The sequence below is a fragment of the Acidimicrobiia bacterium genome, from assembly GCA_030584185.1.
Classification (GTDB): Bacteria; Actinomycetota; Acidimicrobiia; order Spongiisociales; family UBA11373.
This window is the reverse complement of sequence record CP129495.1, coordinates 1,690,337-1,711,338: the sequence shown is the minus strand read 5'-3', so window position 1 is coordinate 1,711,338 and position 21,002 is coordinate 1,690,337. Positions and strand designations below refer to the sequence as shown.

Annotated in this window: 25 protein-coding genes; all 25 read right to left on the bottom strand. The window is 66.0% G+C overall.

Features of this window, described 5'->3' with window-relative positions; translation table 11 throughout:
- Nucleotides 1–594, bottom strand: coding sequence for a 30S ribosomal protein S5 (rpsE, locus tag QY307_08815; GenBank protein ID WKZ82175.1), 594 nt, complete (start codon nt 592–594; stop codon nt 1–3).
- Entirely contained in the window at nt 591–941 is a 351-nt protein-coding gene (gene rplR, locus QY307_08810; protein WKZ82174.1) for a 50S ribosomal protein L18, read from the bottom strand. The genes rpsE and rplR overlap by 4 nt, the downstream gene beginning before the upstream one ends.
- Entirely contained in the window at nt 938–1,480 is a 543-nt protein-coding gene (gene rplF, locus QY307_08805; GenBank protein ID WKZ82173.1) for a 50S ribosomal protein L6, read from the bottom strand. Before rplF ends, rplR begins: the two co-directional genes overlap by 4 nt.
- Nucleotides 1,480–1,878, bottom strand: a complete 399-nt coding sequence (rpsH, locus tag QY307_08800; protein ID WKZ82172.1) for a 30S ribosomal protein S8 — start codon at nt 1,876–1,878, stop codon at nt 1,480–1,482. The genes rplF and rpsH overlap by 1 nt, the downstream gene beginning before the upstream one ends.
- Complete coding sequence (locus QY307_08795; protein WKZ82171.1) at nt 1,875–2,060, bottom strand: type Z 30S ribosomal protein S14; 186 nt, start codon at nt 2,058–2,060, stop codon at nt 1,875–1,877. The genes rpsH and QY307_08795 overlap by 4 nt, the downstream gene beginning before the upstream one ends.
- A complete protein-coding gene (rplE, locus tag QY307_08790) occupies nt 2,060–2,623 on the bottom strand; it encodes a 50S ribosomal protein L5 (GenBank protein ID WKZ83783.1) in 564 nt (187 codons plus the stop codon). Before rplE ends, QY307_08795 begins: the two co-directional genes overlap by 1 nt.
- Nucleotides 2,623–2,928, bottom strand: a complete 306-nt coding sequence (gene rplX, locus QY307_08785; protein WKZ82170.1) for a 50S ribosomal protein L24 — start codon at nt 2,926–2,928, stop codon at nt 2,623–2,625. The genes rplE and rplX overlap by 1 nt, the downstream gene beginning before the upstream one ends.
- Entirely contained in the window at nt 2,928–3,296 is a 369-nt protein-coding gene (gene rplN / locus QY307_08780) for a 50S ribosomal protein L14 (protein ID WKZ82169.1), read from the bottom strand. Before rplN ends, rplX begins: the two co-directional genes overlap by 1 nt.
- On the bottom strand, nt 3,293–3,550 hold the full coding sequence (gene rpsQ / locus QY307_08775) for a 30S ribosomal protein S17 (protein ID WKZ82168.1): 258 nt from the start codon (nt 3,548–3,550) through the stop codon (nt 3,293–3,295). Before rpsQ ends, rplN begins: the two co-directional genes overlap by 4 nt.
- A complete protein-coding gene (gene rpmC / locus QY307_08770) occupies nt 3,547–3,768 on the bottom strand; it encodes a 50S ribosomal protein L29 (GenBank protein WKZ82167.1) in 222 nt (73 codons plus the stop codon). The genes rpsQ and rpmC overlap by 4 nt, the downstream gene beginning before the upstream one ends.
- Nucleotides 3,765–4,178 (bottom strand): 50S ribosomal protein L16, encoded by a 414-nt coding sequence (gene rplP, locus QY307_08765; GenBank protein WKZ82166.1) that lies wholly within the window; start codon nt 4,176–4,178, stop codon nt 3,765–3,767. Before rplP ends, rpmC begins: the two co-directional genes overlap by 4 nt.
- Before the next feature lie 3 nt (nt 4,179–4,181).
- A complete protein-coding gene (rpsC, locus tag QY307_08760; protein WKZ82165.1) occupies nt 4,182–5,273 on the bottom strand; it encodes a 30S ribosomal protein S3 in 1,092 nt (363 codons plus the stop codon).
- The gene (gene rplV / locus QY307_08755) at nt 5,273–5,623 is read right to left on the bottom strand and encodes a 50S ribosomal protein L22 (protein ID WKZ82164.1); all 351 of its coding nucleotides are present in this window, start codon (nt 5,621–5,623) and stop codon (nt 5,273–5,275) included. Before rplV ends, rpsC begins: the two co-directional genes overlap by 1 nt.
- A complete protein-coding gene (rpsS, locus tag QY307_08750) occupies nt 5,620–5,898 on the bottom strand; it encodes a 30S ribosomal protein S19 (protein WKZ82163.1) in 279 nt (92 codons plus the stop codon). The genes rplV and rpsS overlap by 4 nt, the downstream gene beginning before the upstream one ends.
- Nucleotides 5,899–5,901: 3 nt before the next feature.
- Nucleotides 5,902–6,735, bottom strand: coding sequence for a 50S ribosomal protein L2 (gene rplB / locus QY307_08745; GenBank protein WKZ82162.1), 834 nt, complete (start codon nt 6,733–6,735; stop codon nt 5,902–5,904).
- Nucleotides 6,736–6,826: 91 nt separating this feature from the next.
- On the bottom strand, nt 6,827–7,117 hold the full coding sequence (gene rplW / locus QY307_08740; protein WKZ82161.1) for a 50S ribosomal protein L23: 291 nt from the start codon (nt 7,115–7,117) through the stop codon (nt 6,827–6,829).
- Nucleotides 7,114–7,794 (bottom strand): 50S ribosomal protein L4, encoded by a 681-nt coding sequence (gene rplD / locus QY307_08735; protein WKZ82160.1) that lies wholly within the window; start codon nt 7,792–7,794, stop codon nt 7,114–7,116. Before rplD ends, rplW begins: the two co-directional genes overlap by 4 nt.
- Nucleotides 7,787–8,395, bottom strand: a complete 609-nt coding sequence (rplC, locus tag QY307_08730; protein WKZ83782.1) for a 50S ribosomal protein L3 — start codon at nt 8,393–8,395, stop codon at nt 7,787–7,789. The genes rplD and rplC overlap by 8 nt, the downstream gene beginning before the upstream one ends.
- Before the next feature lie 26 nt (nt 8,396–8,421).
- Entirely contained in the window at nt 8,422–8,733 is a 312-nt protein-coding gene (gene rpsJ / locus QY307_08725; GenBank protein ID WKZ82159.1) for a 30S ribosomal protein S10, read from the bottom strand.
- A 25-nt stretch (nt 8,734–8,758) separates the two neighbouring features.
- On the bottom strand, nt 8,759–9,949 hold the full coding sequence (tuf, locus tag QY307_08720) for an elongation factor Tu (protein WKZ82158.1): 1,191 nt from the start codon (nt 9,947–9,949) through the stop codon (nt 8,759–8,761).
- Nucleotides 9,950–9,966: 17 nt separating this feature from the next.
- Nucleotides 9,967–12,069, bottom strand: a complete 2,103-nt coding sequence (gene fusA / locus QY307_08715; GenBank protein ID WKZ82157.1) for an elongation factor G — start codon at nt 12,067–12,069, stop codon at nt 9,967–9,969.
- Between the two features lie 6 nt (nt 12,070–12,075).
- On the bottom strand, nt 12,076–12,543 hold the full coding sequence (rpsG, locus tag QY307_08710) for a 30S ribosomal protein S7 (GenBank protein WKZ82156.1): 468 nt from the start codon (nt 12,541–12,543) through the stop codon (nt 12,076–12,078).
- Nucleotides 12,544–12,545: 2 nt separating this feature from the next.
- Nucleotides 12,546–12,917: a 30S ribosomal protein S12 gene (rpsL, locus tag QY307_08705; protein ID WKZ82155.1), complete on the bottom strand. Its 372-nt coding sequence runs from the start codon at nt 12,915–12,917 to the stop codon at nt 12,546–12,548.
- 268 nt (nt 12,918–13,185) lie between these two features.
- On the bottom strand, nt 13,186–17,118 hold the full coding sequence (locus QY307_08700; protein WKZ82154.1) for a DNA-directed RNA polymerase subunit beta': 3,933 nt from the start codon (nt 17,116–17,118) through the stop codon (nt 13,186–13,188).
- 46 nt (nt 17,119–17,164) lie between these two features.
- A complete protein-coding gene (locus QY307_08695; protein WKZ82153.1) occupies nt 17,165–20,563 on the bottom strand; it encodes a DNA-directed RNA polymerase subunit beta in 3,399 nt (1,132 codons plus the stop codon).
- Between the last annotated feature and the right edge of the window lie 439 nt (nt 20,564–21,002).

Here is a 21,002-nt window from a genome sequence, read left to right as displayed (position 1 = left end):
TCAGGTATCCGACCGGGCGGCGCGGCCCAGCTCGGCGGCCCGGTAGGCGGCGAGAAGTGCAGGAGGGGTGACCTCCTCGGCGGTCTTGCCACGTCGCTTGGCAACCTGGTCCGGTCGCCGCTGCGAACGAAGCGCATCGAGCGTGGCTCGCGCCACGTTGATGTGGGTTGCCGATCCAAGCGACTTGGCCAGCACGTCGCGAATGCCTGCAGCCTCGAGGATCTGACGTACCGCCCCGCCGGCGATCACACCGGTCCCGGGGGCGGCAGGCTTCACCAGGACGCGCGAAGCCCCGTGGACGCCGATCACCTCGTGGATGATCGAGGTCCCCGCCATCGGCACCGGCTTCATCGTCTTGCGGGCGCTCTCGATCCCCTTCTGGATGGCGGTGGGGACCTCCTTGGCCTTGCCGTAACCGACACCCACCTTTCCGGCACCGTCGCCCACGGCGACCAGTGCCGTGAAGGAGAAGCGACGACCGCCCTTCACCACCTTGGACACACGATTGATGTGGATGACGCGTTCCTCGAACTGGGGACCATCGGCGGCGTAGCCGTCACCCCTGCGTCTGTCACGCGAATCTCTCGACGTCAAAACTCAAGACCTCCCTCGCGAGCCGCATCGGCCAGCGCTTTGATCCGTCCGTGGTAGGCGAATCCGCCACGGTCGAAGACCACCGTGGTCACCTTCGCCGCCTTGCAGCGCTCTGCCAGCAGACGGCCGACCTCGGCGGCGGTGCCCACGGAGAGCGTCCGCTCCCTCAGCGCCGGCTCCTGGGAGGAAGCCGCCGCCACGGTGCGACCCGACTCGTCGTCGATCACCTGGGCATATATGTAACGGTTGCTGCGAAACACCGCCAATCGCGGCCGTGCCGTGGAACCGCTCAGCTTGCGCCGTACCCGAAGGTGGCGGCGGGTGCGCGCCTTGTCCCTGGTCTTCATCGTGAAACTCCCGACTTGCCGGCCTTGCGGCGAATGGTCTCGTCCGAGTACCGAATCCCCTTGCCCTTGTATGGCTCCGGGGGACGAACCGACCGGATGTCGGCGGCCACCTGCCCCACCAACTCCTTGTCGATCCCGGAGACGACGATCTTCGTCGGCTCGGGAACCTCGAGTTCCACCCCGTCGACGGCATCGATCTTCACCGGGTGGGAGAATCCGACCTGTAGTTCGACTCCATTCCCCTGCTGGGCGGCGCGATATCCGACACCGACCAGCGACAGCTCGCGGCGAAAGCCGCTGGAGACACCGGTGACCATGTTGGCCAGCAGGGCGCGGCTGAGCCCGTGCATCGCCTTCGACCGGCGCTCGTCATCGGCGCGCGACACGGTGACCACGCCCTCGTCGACGGTGAACGACACCAGGTCGGGGAAGGAACGCGTCAGCGACCCGCGCGGGCCCTTGACCGTCACGCGTACGCCGTCGACGGCAACCTCCACCCCGGAGGGCACGGCGACGGGGGCGTTGCCGATCCGGCTCATCACCACACCTCGCAGAGGACTTCGCCGCCGAGACGGCGCCGACGCGCCTCGCGGTCCGGGAGCAGGCCCTGGGAAGTGGAGACGACGGCGACGCCGAGGCCGCCGTTGACCCTGGGAATCTCGTCGGCCCCCACGTAGATGCGGCTTCCCGGGCTCGACACCCGCCGCAGGCCCTCGATGACCCGCTTGCGGTCTGCGCCGTAGCGCAGGGTCAGCTCGAGAGTGCGTCGCACCCCGGAACCCTTCACTTCGTACGAGGCCACGTAGCCCTCGGCCACGAGGATGCGGGCGATCTCCTCCTTGAGTTTGGATGCGGGCATCGCAACCGTGGCGTGGAGCGCCTGGGAGGCGTTGCGGATCCGTGTGAGCATGTCGGCAACCGGGTCGGTCATCATCACCAGGACGCCTTTCTCACGCCGGGAAGCTCGCCGCGATGGGCCAGCTGCCTCACACAGATCCGGCACATGCCGAAACGACGGAGGAAGGCTCGCGACCTTCCGCACCGCCCGCAACGGCTGTACCCGCGCACCTTGAACTTGGGCTCGCGACTCGCCTTGGCGATAAGGGACTTCTTTGCCATCAAACACCTGCCTGCTGGGTCTGGGGGCGGCGGAAGGGGAAACCGAAGGCGTCGAGGAGGGCCTTGCCGCCCTCGTCGTCGCCCGCCGTCGTGCAGATGGTGATGTCCATCCCTCTCACCTTCGCCACCTTGTCGTAGTCGATCTCGGGAAAGATCAGTTGCTCGGTCACGCCGAACGTGTAGTTTCCGCGCCCGTCGAACGACTTCGGGTTGAGCCCGCGAAAGTCGCGAATCCGTGGGATCGCCACCGAGATGAGTCGATCGAAGAACTCCCACATGCGGTCACCACGCATGGTCACCGAGACGCCGATCGGCATGCCCTCACGCAGCTTGAAGTTGGCCACCGAACGCCGAGCCCGGTTGACACGCGGCTTCTGCCCGGTGATGGTGGCGAGGTCGGTGAGTGCCGACTCGACGACGTTCTTGTCATTGACGGCATCCCCAAGGCCCATGTTGACCACGATCTTGGAGAGGCGGGGCACCAGCATCGGGTTGTCGAGACCCAGCGACTCCTTGATCTCGCTCGCCACTCGATCGGCGTACTCCTGCTTGAGCCGCGGAATCACAGGTCACCTCCACACTTGACGCAGACGCGACGCTTGTGGCCGTCGCCATCGAACCGCTGCCCGATGCGCGTCGGACCGCAGGTGGGACAGACGATCATCACATTGGAAGCGTCGATGGGCATGTCCTTGTCCACGATGCCGCCCTGCATGGTCTGCCCGCGGGGCTTGGTGTGACGCTTGGCGGTGGCGACACCCTCCACGATCAGCTTGCCCTCCTTGGGCATCACCCGGGCGATGCGGGACTCCTTGCCCTTGTCCTTGCCCGAGACCACCTTCACGGTGTCGCCCTTTCGCAATCGCATCACAGCACCTCCGGGGCGAGCGAAACGATTCTCATGAACTTCTTGTCGCGCAGCTCGCGGCCAACCGGCCCGAAGATGCGGGTGCCGCGCGGCTGCTGCTGATCGTTGATGATCACACAGGCATTGTCGTCGAACCGGATGTAGGTTCCGTCCGGCCGGCGACGCTCCTTGTGGGTGCGAACCACGACCGCCTTCACGACCTCGCCGCGCTTCACCGTGCCGCCGGGGACGGCGTCCTTCACGGTGGCGACGATGACGTCACCGATCCCGGCGTACCTGCGACCGGAGCCGCCCAGCACCCGGATGCAAAGCACCTCACGGGCACCGGTGTTGTCGGCCACCTTCAGCCTGCTCTCCTGGCCGATCATCGGGCACGCTCCACGATCTCGACCAGACGCCAGCGCTTGGTCTTGGACAGCGGACGGGTCTCCATCACCTTGACCGTGTCACCGATGTGGGCGTCGTTGGCCTCATCGTGCACGTGCAGCCGCTTGGTCGAGCGAACCGTCTTGTGATAGATCGGATGGCGGCTCAGTTCCACGATCTCGACGATGGCGGTCTTCTCGGCTCCATCAGAGACCACGACACCGGTGAGCACCTTGCGGCGTGCGCGCTCGTTCATCGCTGTTCTTCCTCCATCCGCGTGTAGGCCTCGATCTCCTGCTCCCGCATCACGGTGGCGATACGGGCGGCCTCGCGGCGCACGGTCCTGATCCGGGCAATGTTGTCCAACTGGTTGGTGGCGAGCTGAAACCGGAGGTTGAAGAGCTCGGTCTTCGCCTCGTCCAGCTTCGCAGTCAACTCCTCATAGGAGAGGTCGCGCAGGTCGGTGGCCTTCATGCTTCCTCCCGTGTCACGAACTTGGTCCGCACCGGCAGCTTGTGGCCGGCGAGTCGAAGCGCCTCTCTGGCGAGCGGCTCATCCACCCCGGAGAGCTCGAACATGATCCGCCCGGGCTTGACCACGGCGACCCAGAACTCGGGGTTGCCCTTGCCCGACCCCATCCGGGTCTCGGCCGGCTTCTGAGTGACCGGCTTGTCCGGGAAGATCGTGATCCAGACCTTCCCGCCGCGCTTGATGTGACGGGTCATGGCGACACGAGCGGCCTCGATCTGGCGGGCGGTGATCCAGGCCGGTTCGAGGGCCTGAAGGCCGAAGTCGCCGAAGGAGACCCTGGTACCGCCCTTGGCGGAGCCGGTCATGCTCCCTCGCTGCTGCTTGCGCCATTTGGTGCGCTTGGGCATCAGCATGGCTCAGCTCTTCCCTTCTTCCTCGTCGGCTGCCGGGGCATCCGCCGCAGCATCCTCGCCGGCGGCCTTGCGGCGCCGAACGGGCTTCTTCTTGGGCGACGCCTCCTCCGCCGGAGGGCTCGTCGGAGCCTCGGCGGCCTCTGCGGCCTCGGTGGCCTCTGCAGGCTCGGTGGCCGGCGTCTCGTCCGCCGACTTGACGTCGATCGTCTCGTCGGCGGTCGCCCTCTCTTCCTCGAACTCTGCCTCGGCCGAATCGGCGTCGACGCGACGGCCGCCCCCTGCCTCGACCAGGCGCTTGCCGCCCCCTGCCTCGACCAGGCGCTTGCCGCCGCCTGCCTCGATCAGGGTGCGCGGCCTCTCACCGGCGGCCTGCTCGGCGCGCGCCTTGGCGGGTGCGCGACGCGAAGCCGGACCACCGGCGGCGAGCGCCGCCTCGGCGGCGATCTTCTCCCGGGTGGCCGACAACGAGGCGACGACGTCGCCCTTGTAGACGTGAACCTTCACCCCGATGGCGCCGACCGTGGTTCGTGCCGTCGCCTGTCCGAAGTCGATGTCGGCTCGCAGGGTGTGCAGCGGAACTCGACCCTCGCGGTACCACTCGCGCCGGCCCATGTCGGAGCCACCGAGGCGACCAGATGCCTCGACGCGCACACCCTGGGCACCGGCCTTCATCGCCGTCTGAACGGCTCGCTTCAGCGCCCGCCGGAACGAGACCCGGCCCTGGAGCTGATCGGCGATGCTGCGTGCCAGCAGTTGGGCATCGGTCTCCGGGTCCTGCACCTCGATGACGTTGATCTTGATCTCGCGCCCGGTCAGCTGCTCCAGGAGGCTGCGGAGCCGATCGACTTCGGTGCCGCTGCGCCCGATCACCACCCCGGGACGGGCGGTGTGGATGTCCACCTGCACCTTCTTGTCCCCGATCCGCTCGATCTCGACACGCGACACGGCGCCGCGCACGAGTTCCGCATCGAGGAGGTCTCGAACCTTCGAGTCCTCGACCACCTGGCGGGCGTAGTCCTTCTCGCTGTACCAGCGCGACTTCCAGTCGGTGACGATGCCGAGCCTCAGCCCGTACGGGTGGATCTTCTGTCCCATCAGGCGTTCTCCTCGTCGTGTCCGTCACCGACCACGATCGTGATGTGGCTGGTTCGCTTCAGGATCTTGGTGGCGCGGCCCCGTGCCCGCGGGCGGAACCTCTTGAGCATCGGCCCCTCGTCGGCGAAGGCCTCGACCACCCGCAGCTCGCCGGCGTCCAGAGCGTGGTTGTGCGAGGCGTTGGCCACGGCCGAATCGAGGACCTTCAGGACCGGCTCGGTGCCACGGTGGTTGGTGAGTGTCAGGACCTCCCGGGCGCGTGGCACCGGCAGGCCCCTCACCAGGTCGAGCACCTGGCGAATCTTGAACGGCGACTGCCGGATGTACGAGGCGCGGGCGCGGACCTTCATCGCTTCCTCGCCGCCTTGTCGCCACCGTGGCCACGGAAGGTGCGGGTGGGGGCGAACTCGCCCAGCTTGTGGCCGACCATCGACTCGGTGACGTAAACCGGCACGTGCTTGCGGCCATCGTGAACCGCAATGGTCTGACCGACCATCTCCGGAATGACCGTGGACCGGCGACTCCAGGTGCGAATGACCCGCTTGTCGCCGCTCTTGACAGCCCGCTCCACCTTCTTGAGAAGGTGTTCGTCGACGAACGGCCCCTTCTTGAGGGATCGGCTCATGGCCTACCTCCGCCCTTTCTTGGTGCGTCGACGTACGATCATCGAGTCGCTCGCCTTCTTCTTCTTGCGGGTGCGGCCCTCGGGCTTGCCCCATGGACTCACCGGATGGCGCCCACCACTGGACTTCCCTTCGCCGCCGCCGAGCGGATGGTCGACCGGGTTCATGGCGACGCCGCGTGACTGGGGCCTCACTCCGCGCCAGCGGCTGCGACCCGCCTTGCCTGACTTGACCAGTTCGGCCTCCGGATTGCCGACCTCACCGATCGTGGCGCGGCAGTCGAGCGGCACGTTGCGCATCTCACCCGAAGGCAGCCGCAGCAGCGCCACGGAGCCCTCCTTGGCGACGAGCTGGATACCGACACCGGCCGACCGACCCATCTTGGCTCCGCCTCCGGGTCGCAGTTCGACGGCGTGCACGACGGTGCCCGCCGGGATGTTGCGCAGGGGCAATGCATTGCCGGGACGGATCTCGGACCCGGCACCCGACTCGAGCATGTCACCCACGCCCACCTTCTGGGGAGCGAGGATGTACGCCTTCTCCCCGTCCAGGTAGTGGAGTAGGGCGATGCGGGAGTTCCGATTCGGGTCGTACTCGATGGCGGCGACCTTGGCGGGAACGCCGTCCTTGGTGCGGCGGAAGTCGATGATCCGATAGCGGCGCTTGTGACCGCCGCCGCGGTGGCGCGACGTCATGCGGCCGTACGAGTTGCGGCCGCCGGTGGAGCCGTGCTTGGCGATCAGGCTCTTCTCCGGCGAGTCCTTGGTGATCTCGGCGAAGTCGGAGACGGTGCGAAAACGCCGCCCTGGAGAGGTCGGCTTGTACTTCTTCACTGCCATCAGCCGACCTCCTGCAGGTTCGAGGCCAGGGCGCGACCGGCGGCGGCCATCGGCCGGTGGCAGATCATGTGGGGGTGCCTGTTCGCCATGTCTACTTCACTCCGAAGATGTCGATCTCGGCTCCGGGGGCCAAGGTCACCAGGGCGCGCTTTGAGTCCGGCCGGCGTCCGAAGACGTAGCCGGTGCGCTTGCGCTTCCCCTTGCGGTTGATCGTGTTCACCCGAGTGACCTTCACCTTGAAGATCACCTCGACCGCCTGCTTGATCTCTGTCTTGCTGGCGCGAGGGTCCACGCGGAAGGTGTAGGTCCCGGCCTGTTCCATCAGGTCGTACGACTTCTCCGAGACGACCGGGGCGATGATGATGTCGCGCGGGTTCTTCATGTCTCGCTCCCGTCGTCCTCGATCACGAAGTCGTCCTCGGCCACCCGGAACCTGCGCTCACCGATGCCCTGGACCGTCGCCGAACTGAACACGAGCGTGTCAGCCCACAGGACGTCGTAGGCGTTGAGCTGGTCCGAAGGCAGCACCCGCACGTGCGGAAGATTGCGGACCGACTTCTCGGCGGTGCGATCCGCCCGGCCGATCACGAACAGGGCCTTGCCGGCGACTCCCATGCCCTCGAGCAGGGCGACCGCCGCCTTGGTCTTCGGGGTCTCCCAGTCGAATGCCGACACCACCTTCACCTCGCCCGAAGCGGCACGATCGGAGAGTGCGCTGTAGAGGGCCAGGCGGCGCATCTTGCGCGGTGTGCGCTGCGCGTAGTCCCGCGGCTTGGGTCCGAACACCACCCCACCGCCCTTCCACTGCGGCGAACGGGTAGAGCCTTGCCGGGCACGGCCCAGGCCCTTCTGCCGCCACGGCTTCTTGCCCCCGCCCCGAACCTCGCCCCTGGTCTTGGTGGACGAAGTGCCGGCGCGAGCGGCAGCCAGTTGAGCGGTGATCACCTGATGCATCACCGCGGTGTTCGGCTCGATCCCGAACACGGCGGCGTCGAGCGTCACCTCTCCGGTGAGACTGCCGGCCGAATCGAACAGGGGTGCCTTGGGCGCTTCAGCCATTCGACTTCACCGCCTCACGAACCAGTACGACGGCGCCTTTGGCGCCGGGAACGGCACCTCGCAGCATGAGAAGGCCGCGCGCCGAGTCGACCTCGACGATCTCGAGATTGAGGACCGTGACCTTCTCCCCACCCATTCGACCCGGCAACCGCATCCCCTTGAAGACCCGCGACGGAGTGGCGCAGGCCCCGATCGAACCTGGAGCGCGGTGGACGCGGTGCGCTCCGTGGCTGGCACCCTGCCCGCTGAAGTTGTGGCGCTTCATGACGCCTTGGAATCCCTTGCCCCGGCTGACGCCGGCGACGTCGGCGCGGCCCCCCTTGGTGAGCACGTCGGCCACCGAGATCTCCTGGCCAATGCTGTACGAGCCCGGGTCGTCGACCCGCAGCTCGACGAGATGGCGGTGCGGCGTCACCCCGGCCCGCTCGTAGTGCCCTCGCATCGGCTTGGTGACCCGGCCGGGCACCATCTCGCGATAGGCGATCTGGATGGCGCCGTAGCCGTCGATCTCCGGACGCTTCACCTGGACGACGCGGCACGGCCCGGCCTTGATGACGGTCACCGGAACGGCCCGTGACTGCTCATCGAAGATCTGGGTCATGCCCAGCTTCTCGCCGAGGATCGCCTTCACGTCTTGATCTCCACTTCCACTCCGGCAGGAAGGTCGAGGCGCATCAGCGAGTCCACGGTCTTGGGCGTCGGGTCGATGATGTCGAGCAGCCGCTTGTGGATTCGCATCTCGTAGTGCTCGCGCGAGTCCTTGTGGACGTGGGGGCCACGGATCACTGCGTAACGATGAACCTCGGTCGGCAACGGAACCGGGCCCTTCACCGTGGCCTGGGTGCGGACCACGGTCTCGGCGATCTTGCGCGCCGACTCGTCGACCACTTCGTGGTCGTACGCCTTGAGGCGTATCCGGATCCTGTGCTGCGTTGCCATCTGCGTGGTCTCGTTTCTTGTCGCGTTACTTATGGATCTTGACGACGCGGCCGGCGCCCACGGTACGGCCACCCTCACGGATGGCGAACCGCAGACCCTCGTCCATGGCAATCGGGTTCAACAACGTCACCCGCATCTCGGTGTTGTCACCAGGCATCACCATCTCGGTACCCCCAGGCAACTCGATCGACCCGGTCACATCCGTCGTCCGGAAATAGAACTGCGGCCGATACCCCGAAAAGAACGGATTGTGACGACCACCCTCCTCCTTGGTCAACACATACACCTGAGCATCGAACTCGGTATGAGGCGTGATCGAACCAGGAGCACACACCACCTGACCCCGCTCCACATCCTCCTTACCCACCCCCCGCAACAACAACCCCACATTGTCACCAGCACGAGCCTCATCCAACAGCTTGCGGAACATCTCGACCCCGGTCACCGTGGACTTCTGCGTCGCACGAATACCAACGATCTCCACCTCCGAACCCACCGTCAACATGCCCTGCTCCACACGCCCGGTCACAACCGTGCCCCGACCCGTGATCGAAAACACATCCTCAACCGGCATCTGAAACGGCTTATCCACAGCACGCTGAGGCTCAGGAACATACGAATCCACAGCAGCCATCAACTCCAGGACCTGACCCGCAGCCTCGGCATCACCCTCGAGCGCCTTCAACGCCGACCCCCGAACCACCGGAACCTCATCACCCGGGAACTCATAAGCCGACAACAGCTCCCGAACCTCCAACTCCACCAGATCCAACAACTCGGGATCATCGACCATGTCGACCTTGTTCAAGAACACCACGATGTAAGGCACACCCACCTGACGCGCCAACAACACATGCTCCCGGGTCTGGGGCATCGGACCATCAGCAGCCGACACCACCAGAATCGCCCCATCCACCTGAGCCGCACCCGTGATCATGTTCTTCACATAATCAGCATGACCCGGCATATCCACATGCGCGTAATGCCGATTCTCCGTCTCATACTCCACATGAGCAATCGCGATCGTGATCCCACGCTCACGCTCCTCAGGAGCCTTATCGATCTGATCAAACGCCGTAAACGACGTCCCCCCAACACCCGACTCCGACAACACCTTCGTGATCGCAGCCGTCAACGTCGTCTTCCCATGATCGATATGACCCATCGTCCCCACATTCACATGAGGCTTCGACCGCTCAAACTTCTCCTTACCCATCCGTCATGTCTCCTGTTTCACTCGCCGCGGACCTTCGCCACCACTTCGGCGGCGATGCCCTCCGGAACCGGCATGTACGAATCGAACTGCATCGTGTAGGCCGCCCGTCCCTGGGTACGGGACCTCAGGTCGGTGGCGTATCCGAACATCTCGGCGAGCGGAACGATCGCCGAGATCACGCGGCTGTTGCCGCGCTGGCCCATCTCGCCGATCTGGCCGCGACGGGAGTTGAGGTCGCCGATGACGTCGCCCATGTACTCCTCGGGCGTCACCACCTCCACCGACATCACCGGCTCCAGGAGCTGCAGACCTGCCCTGCGGGTGGCCTCCTGGAGAGCCATCGAGCCGGCGATCTTGAAGGCCATCTCGGAGGAGTCGACGGCGTGCGAGGAGCCGTCGACGAGCACGGCGCGCACGTCGACGATCGGGTATCCGGCGAGCACCCCCGCCTCGAGGGCGGCCTCGATTCCGGCGTCGACGGCCGGGATGTACTCCTTGGGTACGGCACCGCCCTTGGTCTGGTCGACGAACTCGTACCCGCCGCCGGGCCCGGTGGGCTCGATGCTGATCACGACATGGGCGAACTGGCCCTTACCGCCAGTCTGCTTCACATGGCGGTACACGACCTCGCTCACCGCCTTCTTGATCGTCTCCCGATAGGCGACCTGCGGCCGGCCCACGTTGGCATCGACCTTGAACTCCCGGCGCAGCCGATCGACGAGGACGTCGAGGTGGAGCTCGCCCATGCCCGAGATGATCGTCTGGCCGGTCTCCTCGTCGGTCCGCACCAGGAACGTCGGGTCCTCGTCGGCGAGTCGATGAAGCCCGTCACCCAGCTTGTCCTGGTCCGACTTGGTCTTGGGCTCGATGGCCACCGAGATGACCGGGGCAGGAAAGGTCATCGACTCCAGCTGGATCGGCTTCTCAGGAGCGCACAGGGTGTCGCCGGTGGTGACCGACTTGAGACCGACCACGGCGACGATGTCACCGGTGAACACGTCGTCGATGTCCTCGCGATGGTTGGCGTGCATGCGCAGCAGGCGGCCCACCCGATCCTTCTTGCCGCTGGTGGAGTTGAGGACGCTGTCGCCCTTGGAGAGGTGCCCCGAGTAGACCCGCATGTAGGTGAGCTTGCCGACGTAGGGGTCGGTCATGATCTTGAAGGCGATGGCGGAGAACGGCTCGGTGTCGGCGGGACGGCGCTCCATCGCCACCTCCTCGTCACCTGGCTTGAAACCGGTCACCGGCATCAGGTCCACCGGGCTCGGCAGGTACCAGACGACGGCGTCGAGCAGCGGCTGAACACCCTTGTTCTTGAATGCGGCCCCGGTGAGCACCGGCACGAACAGGTTGCCGATGGTGCCGGCCCGCAGGGCGGCGCGAACCTCGTCGGCGGAGATCTCCAGGTCCTCGAGGTACTTCTCCAGGAGCTTCTCGTCGACCTCGGCACAGGCCTCGAGCAGCTTGCCGCGCCACTGGCGGGCCTGGTCCATGTGCTCGGCGGGGATGTCGACGGTCTCCCACCGCTCACCGGTCTCGTCGGGCCAGATGTGGGCCTTCATCTCCACCAGATCGATGACGCCGGTGAAGGCGCTCTCGGCGCCGATGGGGAGTTGCACCGCCACGGCGTGGGCGCCGAGGCGACGGACGATGGATTCGAAGGCGGCATGGAAGTCGGCTCCGATCCGGTCCATCTTGTTGATGAAGCAGACACGGGGAACCTTGTACCGGTCGGCCTGACGCCACACGGTCTCGGTCTGCGGCTCGACCCCGGCGACGGCGTCGAACACGGCGACGGCGCCATCGAGCACGCGCAGCGACCGCTCCACCTCGACCGTGAAGTCGACGTGGCCGGGCGTGTCGATGATGTTGATCCAGGTGTCCTTCCAGAAGCAGGTCGTCGCAGCCGAGGTGATGGTGATGCCCCGCTCCTGCTCCTGCTCCATCCAGTCCATGACGGCTGCGCCTTCGTGGACCTCGCCCATCTTGTAGGTCTTACCGGTGTAGTAGAGGATCCGCTCGGTCGTCGTCGTCTTGCCCGCGTCGATGTGGGCCATGATCCCGATGTTTCGGGTCCGGCTCAGGGGATACTGACGAAGGTGGGATAGCTCGGTAGACATGGGGTGTTACCAGCGATAGTGGGCGAAGGCCTTGTTCGACTCCGCCATCTTGTGGACGTCTTCCTTGCGCTTGAATGCGGCGCCCTGACGCGTCGAGGCGTCGAGGATCTCGTTGGCGAGCCGCTCGATCATCGTGTTCTCGCGCCGCTTGCGGGCGTAGTCGACCATCCAGCGCACGGCAAGGGTGCTCGAACGCCTGGGGCGTACCTCGACGGGCACCTGATACGCAGAGCCACCCACACGGCGCGATCGCACCTCGAGTGTCGGGCGCACGTTGTCCACGGCCTTCTTGAGAACGCCGATCGGATCCTGACCCGATCGCTTCTCCACCAACTCCAGCGCGCCGTAGACGATGGCACGCGCCCGGTCCTTCTTGCCCTTCCACAGGATCTTGTTGATGAACTGGGAGACGAGGACGCTGCGGAACACCGGATCCGGCTCGAGGCGCTTGACTACGGCGGGGGCGCGACGCATGGCTACGAACCTCTCTTGGCGCCGTATCGGGAACGAGCCTGCTTGCGGGCGGATACGCCGGCGGCGTCGAGGGTTCCCCGCACCACCTTGTAACGGATGCCGGGAAGATCCTTCACCCGACCTCCCCGGATGAGCACGATCGAGTGCTCCTGCAGGTTGTGGCCCTCGCCGGGGATGTATGCGGTGACCTCGGTGCCGGTCGAGAGGCGCACCCGGCAGACCTTACGCAGGGCCGAGTTGGGCTTCTTGGGGGTGACGGTGTAGACACGAGTGCACACGCCGCGTCGCTGCGGCGCCCCGGCCAGGCCCGGCGTCTTGTCCTTCTTCGACTTCTCCTGCCGCCCCTGACGGACCAGCTGCTGAATGGTCGGCACTCTGCCCTCTCCACTATCTCGTTGTCGGCGCAGCGCAGCCCCGAACCCGGGACGCTGCACGGCGAGAGTCGGCAACCTGCCCCGAAGGGGAGGCGTCGACCCGTATGAACCCCTTACTCAGGCATCTAGCCCGGCTTGAGGCAGCCGGGCCAACCCTTCACGAGAAGGGGGGTCGGGACCGAAGTCGCGGTGTGCGATCATAGCGACTCGCGCCACGGCGACGCAAAGCGGGAAATCCAGGCGAATCGGTCGCTCCAGCCGGTTGCCGCTACTCCTCTTCGCCACCCTCTTCGAGATCGTCGTCCCCGTCGGTTCCACCACCGAGCGACGCCAGCCATTCGGCCGGATTGGACGGGAGAGAGTCCTCGCCCCGAACACCGGCCGGCGCCTCGCCGAACAGCCCGAGGGCACTGACCACGGTGGCGCCCGGCAGCGAAGGCTGCACCGACTGATACGGGTCGGCTCCGGTTCCGGCCGGGATCAGCTTGCCGATGATCACGTTCTCCTTGAGGCCCCGCAGGAAGTCGCTCTTGCCCTGGATGGCCGCCTCGGTGAGCACCCGGGTCGTCTCCTGGAAGGAAGCCGCCGAGAGCCAGGAGTCGGTCGCCAGAGACGCCTTGGTGATCCCCATCAGCTCGGGACGGCCCTCGGCGGGGCGCTTGCCTTCGGCCACCAGCTGTCGGTTGATCTCCCTGAACTCCTGGCCGTCGATCAGCTCGGCGGGGAGGAAGTTCGAATCACCAGGGTTGACCACACGGATCCGCCGCAGCATCTGGCGCACGATCAGCTCGATGTGCTTGTCGTGGATGTCCACGCCCTGGCTGCGGTACACCTCCTGCACCTCGTCCACGAGGTAGCGCTGCGTGGCCCGGACGCCCATGATCTCGAGGACTTCCTTGGGGTCGAGCGGGCCCTCCGTGAGCGGCGTACCCGGTTCGATGATCTCGCCGTCACGCACCCTGAGGCGGGCACGACGGGTGATCTTGTACTCGGCCTCCTCGTCCTTGGCGGTGACCACGATGCGGCGGCCCTCCTCGTCGTCCACGATCTTCACCGTGCCCCCCACCGCCGAGATCGGCGCCTTCCCCTTGGGCTCTCGCGCCTCGAACAGCTCGGTGACCCTGGGGAGGCCGTGGGTGATGTCCTCGCCGGCGACGCCGCCGGTGTGGAAGGTGCGCATCGTCAGCTGGGTGCCCGGCTCGCCGATCGACTGGGCGGCCATGATCCCCACCGCCTCGCCCGGCTCCACCATTCGCCCGGTGGCAAGGCTCAGCCCGTAGGAGGCGACGCTGACCCCGTGGCGCGAGGTGTCGGTGAGCGGGGAACGAACCCGGACCTCCGCCACCTCCTCGGCGGCCTCGATGGCCACCATGGCGTCACGATCGATCAGCTCGCCGGCCTTCAGCTTGCGACCCGAGGCGGTCTCGATCACGGTGCGACCCACCTTCACGTCCTCGGCCAGGATGCGCCCGAAGATCCGGTTGCGAAGAAGGCGCACCGGTCGACCGTTCTCCCGCACCGGGACCGCGATGCCCGGATCCTCCGACTCCTCACTGTGGATCAGCACCTCCTGGGACACGTCCACCAGACGCCTGGTCAGATAGCCGGAGTCGGCGGTGCGCAGGGCGGTGTCGGCGAGACCCTTGCGGGCGCCGTGGGTGGAGATGAAGTACTCCAGGACCGAGAGCCCCTCGCGGAAGTTCGCCTTGATCGGCCGCGGGATGATGTCGCCCTTCGGGTTGGCCACCAGGCCGCGCATGCCGGCGATCTGGCGCACCTGCATGATGTTCCCGCGTGCACCGGAGCGAACCATCATGTCGATCGGGTTGAAGCGGTCGGCCTTGAGGCTCACCTCCATGGCATCCTTGACCTTGTCGGTGGCTTCGGTCCAGATGACGATCAGCTCCTGGCGGCGTTCGTCGTCGGTGATGATCCCCATCTGGTACTGCTCCTCGACGCGAGCCGCTCGATCCTCGTAGGCCTCGAGGATCTGCACCTTGTTCGCCGGGGTCTTCACATCGCTGAGCCCGATGGTCAACCCGGAACGGGTCGAGAAGGTGAATCCGAGATCCTTGACGGCGTCGAGGAACGCCCCGACCTGCGACTTGTCGTAGTAGTCGATGACCTCTTCGATGAGGGTCCTCATGTCGGACTTGAGGACCACCCCGTTGACGTATGGGAAGTCCTTGGGCAGGGCCGTGTTGATCAGCGCCCTGCCGAACGTCGTCTCGAAGGGCTTGGAGCCGTCGACCGGCTTCTCCGGGATCAGTGCCCCCAGATGATCGCGCAGCTCGGTGTATCGCTCCGGGTCGCCGGCGAGATCGCCGACGCGCAGGTGGATCGGAGCATGCACGCTCAACTCGCCCAGGTCGTAGGCCATCTGCGCCTCATCCAGGTCGGCGAAGTACCTGCCGGCGCCGGGAGCATCCTCGACCAGCTCGGAGAGATAGAAGACGCCGATGACCATGTCCTGGCTGGGGGTGACGATCGGCCTGCCACTTGCAGGCGAGAGCACGTTGTTGGCGGAGAGCATCAGCACGCGCGCCTCGGCCTGCGCCTCGGCGGACAGCGGAAGGTGAACCGCCATCTGATCCCCGTCGAAGTCGGCGTTGAACGCCTCGCACACCAGCGGATGGATCTGAATCGCCTTGCCCTCGACCAGCACGGGCTCGAAGGCCTGGATGCCGAGGCGGTGCAGCGTCGGAGCGCGGTTGAGGAGCACCGGATGCTCCTCGATCACCTTGGCCAGCACGTCCCAGACCTGGGGACGCTGCCGCTCCACCATGCGCTTGGCCGCCTTGATGTTCTGTGCCAGGTCGAGATCGACGAGGCGCTTCATGACGAATGGCTTGAAGAGCTCGAGCGCCATCGCCTTGGGAAGGCCGCACTGGTGGAGCTTCAACTGAGGCCCGACCACGATCACCGAGCGACCCGAGTAGTCGACCCGCTTGCCGAGGAGGTTCTGACGGAAGCGACCCTGCTTGCCCTTGAGCATGTCGGAGAGGGACTTGAGGGGTCGGTTGCCGGGACCGGTCACCGCCCGGCCGCGGCGGCCGTTGTCGAACAGGGCGTCGACGGCCTCCTGAAGCATCCGCTTCTCGTTGTTGACGATGATCTCCGGTGCCCCGAGGTCGAGCAGTCGCTTGAGCCGGTTGTTGCGGTTGATCACCCGTCGGTACAGGTCGTTGAGGTCGGAGGTGGCGAACCGCCCACCGTCGAGCTGAACCATCGGGCGCAGATCGGGCGGGAGTACAGGAACGGCCTCCAGGGTCATCGCCTCCAGGCCGTTGGTGCCCTGCTGGAACGGGGTGACCACCTTGAGGCGCTTGGTGGCGCGCTGCCGGCGCTGCGCCGACTTGGCCTCCAGATCCTCGTGGAGACGGGCGATCTCGGCGTCGAGGTCGAGGCGGGAGAGGAGGTCCTTGATCGCCTCGGCACCCATCCCACCCTCGTAGTACTCGCCGTATCGGTCGCGCACCTCACGCCACAGCTGCTCCGACTCGACCAGGTCCTTGACCTTCATCCCGCGGAAGAAGTCGAAGGCCTCGCGGATCAGATCCTCTTCGAAGTCGGCGCGCTCCTTGCGATCCTTGATCTCGCGATCGGCCTCGCGACGGTGTGCGGAGATCTCCTGTGCCTTGGCGCCACCCTCTTCCATCCCGGTTATCTCGGCCTCGAGGCGCTCGAGCCGGGTCGCCTGCCAGTCGCCGAACTCCTTGCGGACCAACTCGATCTCGGTGTCACGCGCCACCTCGAGCTCGGGGAGGTCCTTGTGGCGGCGCTCCTCGTCGACGTCGGTGATGAGGTAGGCGGCGAAGTAGATCACCTTCTCCAGGTCCTTCGGGGACATGTCGATCAGGTAGCCGAGCCGGCTGGGGACGCCCTTGAAGTACCAGATGTGGGTGACAGGGGCCGCCAGTTCGATGTGCCCCATCCGCTCGCGACGCACCTTGTTTCGGGTCACTTCGACGCCGCAGCGCTCGCAGATGACACCGCGGAAACGGACCCGCTTGTACTTGCCGCAGTAGCACTCCCAGTCGCGCGTCGGACCGAAGATGCGCTCGTCGAAGAGACCGTCCTTCTCCGGCTTGAGCGTCCGGTAGTTGATGGTCTCTGGCTTCTTCACCTCACCGTGCGACCAGGCCCTGATCTGGCTGGCGGTGGCGAGGCCGATCTTCAGCTCGTCGAAGAACTGCGGCACCCGTACTCCTTGTTGGTCGTATCTCTGAACTCGTCCACGAAAACCGTCAGTCGCCCCGCTCTGGCCTTGAGATGTCGATCCCGAGCGATTCGGCGGTGCGGAAGGCGTCGTCGTCCAACTCGCGCAGCTCCACCTCTTCACCGGCAGAGAGCATCTCCACGTTGAGGCACAGGCTCTGCATCTCCTTCAGCAGAACCTTGAACGACTCGGGCACACCCGGCTCGGGGATGTTCTCCCCCTTGACGATCGCCTCATAGACCTTGACGCGTCCCTTGACGTCGTCCGACTTGATGGTGAGGAGCTCCTGGAGGGCGTAGGCGGCGCCGTACGCCTCCAGGGCCCACACCTCCATCTCGCCGAAGCGCTGGCCGCCGAACTGCGCCTTGCCACCCAGAGGCTGCTGGGTGATCATCGAGTAAGGGCCGGTGGAGCGGGCGTGGATCTTGTCGTCCACCAGGTGCAACAGTTTCAGCACGTAGATGTAGCCGACCGTCACCGGCGAGTCGAACGGCTCACCGTTGCGACCGTCGTACAGGATGGCCTTGCCGTCACCGTCGATCAGGGGCGTGCCGTCCTCGGCCGGGAAGGCACTCTCCAAGACCTGGGCGATCTCTTCTTCACGGGCGCCGTCGAACACCGGAGTCGCCACAGTCGTCCACGGATCGGCTCCGGCAGCCGGAGCGCCCTTGCCATCGAATGGTCGCCAGCCGCGGGCGGCGGCCCAACCGAGATGGGTCTCGAGCACCTGCCCCAGGTTCATGCGGGAGGGAACACCCAGCGGCGACAGGATGATGTCCACCGGTGTGCCATCGGGCAGGAACGGCATGTCCTCCTCGGGGAGGATCTTGGCGATCACACCCTTGTTGCCGTGACGACCGGCAAGCTTGTCGCCCTCGGAGATCTTGCGCTGCTGGGCCACGTAGACCCGAACCAGCTCGTTCATCCCCGGTGGCAGGTCGTCGCCGTTCTCGCGACGGAAGACCTTGACGTCGATGGCCTTTCCGGTCTCGCCGTGGGGGACCTTGAGCGACATGTCGCGCACTTCGCGCGCCTTCTCACCGAAGATGGCACGAAGCAGCCGCTCCTCCGGCGTCAGCTCGGTCTCACCCTTGGGGGTGACCTTTCCGACCAGATAATCACCGGGGCCCACCTCGGCCCCGATGCGGATGATCCCCTCCTCGTCGAGGTCCCTGAGGGCCTCCTCGGCCACATTGGGGATGTCGCGGGTGATCTCCTCGGCACCGAGCTTGGTGTCGCGGGCCTCGATCTCGTACTCCTCGATGTGGATCGAGGTGAGGATGTCCTCCTTGACCAACCGCTCGGACACGACGATGGCGTCCTCGAAGTTGTGGCCGCGCCACGGCATGAACGCCACCAGCAGGTTCTTGCCCAGAGCGAGCTCACCGTCCTCGGTCGAAGGCCCGTCGGCGATCACCTGATCCTTCTTCACCTTGTCGCCCTCACGCACCAGGACCTTCTGGTTGAGCGAAGTCCCCTGATTGGAACGCTCGAACTTCTTGAGCGGATACTCGGCGCGACGGTCGGCGTGGCGGACCACCACGTGGGTTCCGGTCACCTCGACCACCTCTCCGTCGTCGGCGGCGATCACCACCTCACCCGAGTCCATGGCCACGCGGCGCTCGACGCCCGTGCCCACCAGGGGTGCCTCTGCCCGCAGCAGCGGCACCGCCTGGCGCTGCATGTTGGAGCCCATCAAGGCGCGGTTGGCATCGTCGTGCTCGAGGAAAGGAATCAATGCGGTCGCCACCGAGACCACCTGCTTGGGCGACACGTCCATGTAGTCCACGGCCGTCGGCGCCACGTAGTCGACCTCGCCTCCGCTCGACCGAACCAGGACGCGGTCGGCGGCGAATGTGCCGTCCTCGCGCAGCACGGCGTTGGCCTGGGCGATGACGTGACGCTCCTCTTCGGTCGCAGTGAGGTAGTCGATCTGGTTGGTGACCTTGCCCCCGACCCGGCGGTAGGGGGTCTCGATGAACCCGAAACGGTTCACCTTGGCAAAAGTCGCCAGCGATCCGATGAGCCCGATGTTGGGACCCTCGGGAGTCTCGATCGGGCACATCCGCCCGTAGTGGGAGGAGTGGACGTCGCGCACTTCGAATCCGGCGCGCTCGCGGGAGAGCCCTCCGGGCCCTAGCGCCGAGAGACGCCTGCGATGGGTGAGGCCGGCAAGCGGATTGGGCTGGTCCATGAACTGGCTCAGCTGGCTGGTACCGAAGAACTCCTTGATCGAGGCGACGACCGGACGGATGTTGATGAGGGACTGGGGCGTGATCGCCTCCGGATCCTGCGTCGTCATCCGCTCCCGAACCACGCGCTCCAAACGGGTGAGGCCCACTCGAATCTGGTTCTGAATGAGCTCGCCCACCGTCCGGACCCGGCGGTTGCCGAAGTGGTCGATGTCGTCCGGGCTGTAGCCCGGGGCGCCCTCATGGAGTTTGATCAGGTACTTGATGCCATCGAGGATGTCGTCGCGCGACAGCAGCCCGAGACCTTCCGCCCGATAGCGGTCGATGTCGTCCAGATCTCCTGCTTCCCTTCCGAACTTCTGGCTCAGCTTGTAGCGCCCGACCCGGGTCAGGTCGTACCGCTTCGGGTTGTAGAACAGGGTGTTGACCAGGCTCCGGGCCGACTCGATGGTCGTGAGCTCGCCAGGACGCAGCTTGCGATAGAGGTCGAGCAGCGCCTCTTCGCGGTCGGTCGTGGTGTCCTTGTCGACGGTCTCGCGCACGACCTCGGCGCCGTCGAACAGGGCGATGATGTCCTCGTCCGACTGGGCGAAGTCGAGGGCCCGCAGAAAGGTCGAAACCAACTGGCGGCGCTTGCGGTCGACCCGCACCCCGAGGGTGCCCTTCTTGTCGATGTCGAACTCCAGCCAGGCGCCTCGACCGGGGATCACCTTGGCCGAGAACAGGTCGCGATCGGAAGTCTTGTCGATCGTCGTGTCGTAGTACACGCCGGGCGAGCGCACCAGCTGCGAGACGACGACCCTCTCGGTGCCGTTGATGATGAATGTGCCGTTGGGCGTCATCATCGGGAAGTCGCCGAGGAAGACCTGCTGCTCCTTGATCTCCCCGGTCTGACGGTTCATGAACCTGGCTGTCACGAACAGCGGTCGGGCGAAGTTGGAGTCGCGCTCCTTGGCGGCGGCGATGGCGAACTCGAGCTTCTCGTCGGCAGTCATGCGACGCCAGATGCCCTCCTCGGCGTGAGCCGGGATCGGATCCTCGAATCGGTGGTCGGTGAGCTCCAGGGCAAGGCTGCCGGTGAAGTCTTCGATCGGGGAGACCTCTTCGAAGATCTCCTTCAAGCCGCGCTCGATGAACCAGTTGAACGAGTCGTGCTGAACGTCGAGAAGGTTGGGAAGGGGGAGTACTTCTGAGATCTTGCCGAACGAGATCCGCTCGGTGCGCGCACGGGCCAAGGGCGCTTCCTCCTCGATGTCGAATCGCTGGCGGGCAGGGGTGGACGGTGAAGGCTAACAGGTGATGACGACGACGAAAAACCAGGATAGCAGGGGGCTACCCCGGCACGGTGGGACCGGCGCTCCTCGAAGAACCGGCGCGGTCCCTATGAATGTCTCCGGACAAGATACCAGCCAGGAAGGGTCGGTCAAGGAAGGACGGCCCTGCGGGTGGCAGACCCTGACAGGGCGCTGTCGCGGCTCGCCCCCTCCGGCCCTCCGGGCAACCTCCCCCGTCGGGGGAGGGAATGCGACACACGCCTTGTCGCGGCTCGTCCCCTCCGGCCCTCCGGGCCACCTCCCCCTACGGGGGAACGAACGCGACACACGCCGTGTCGCGTCCTTCTCCCTCGGCAACGCAGACGGGGGGCAGGCCGAAGCCCACCCCCCGTTCCAAAGG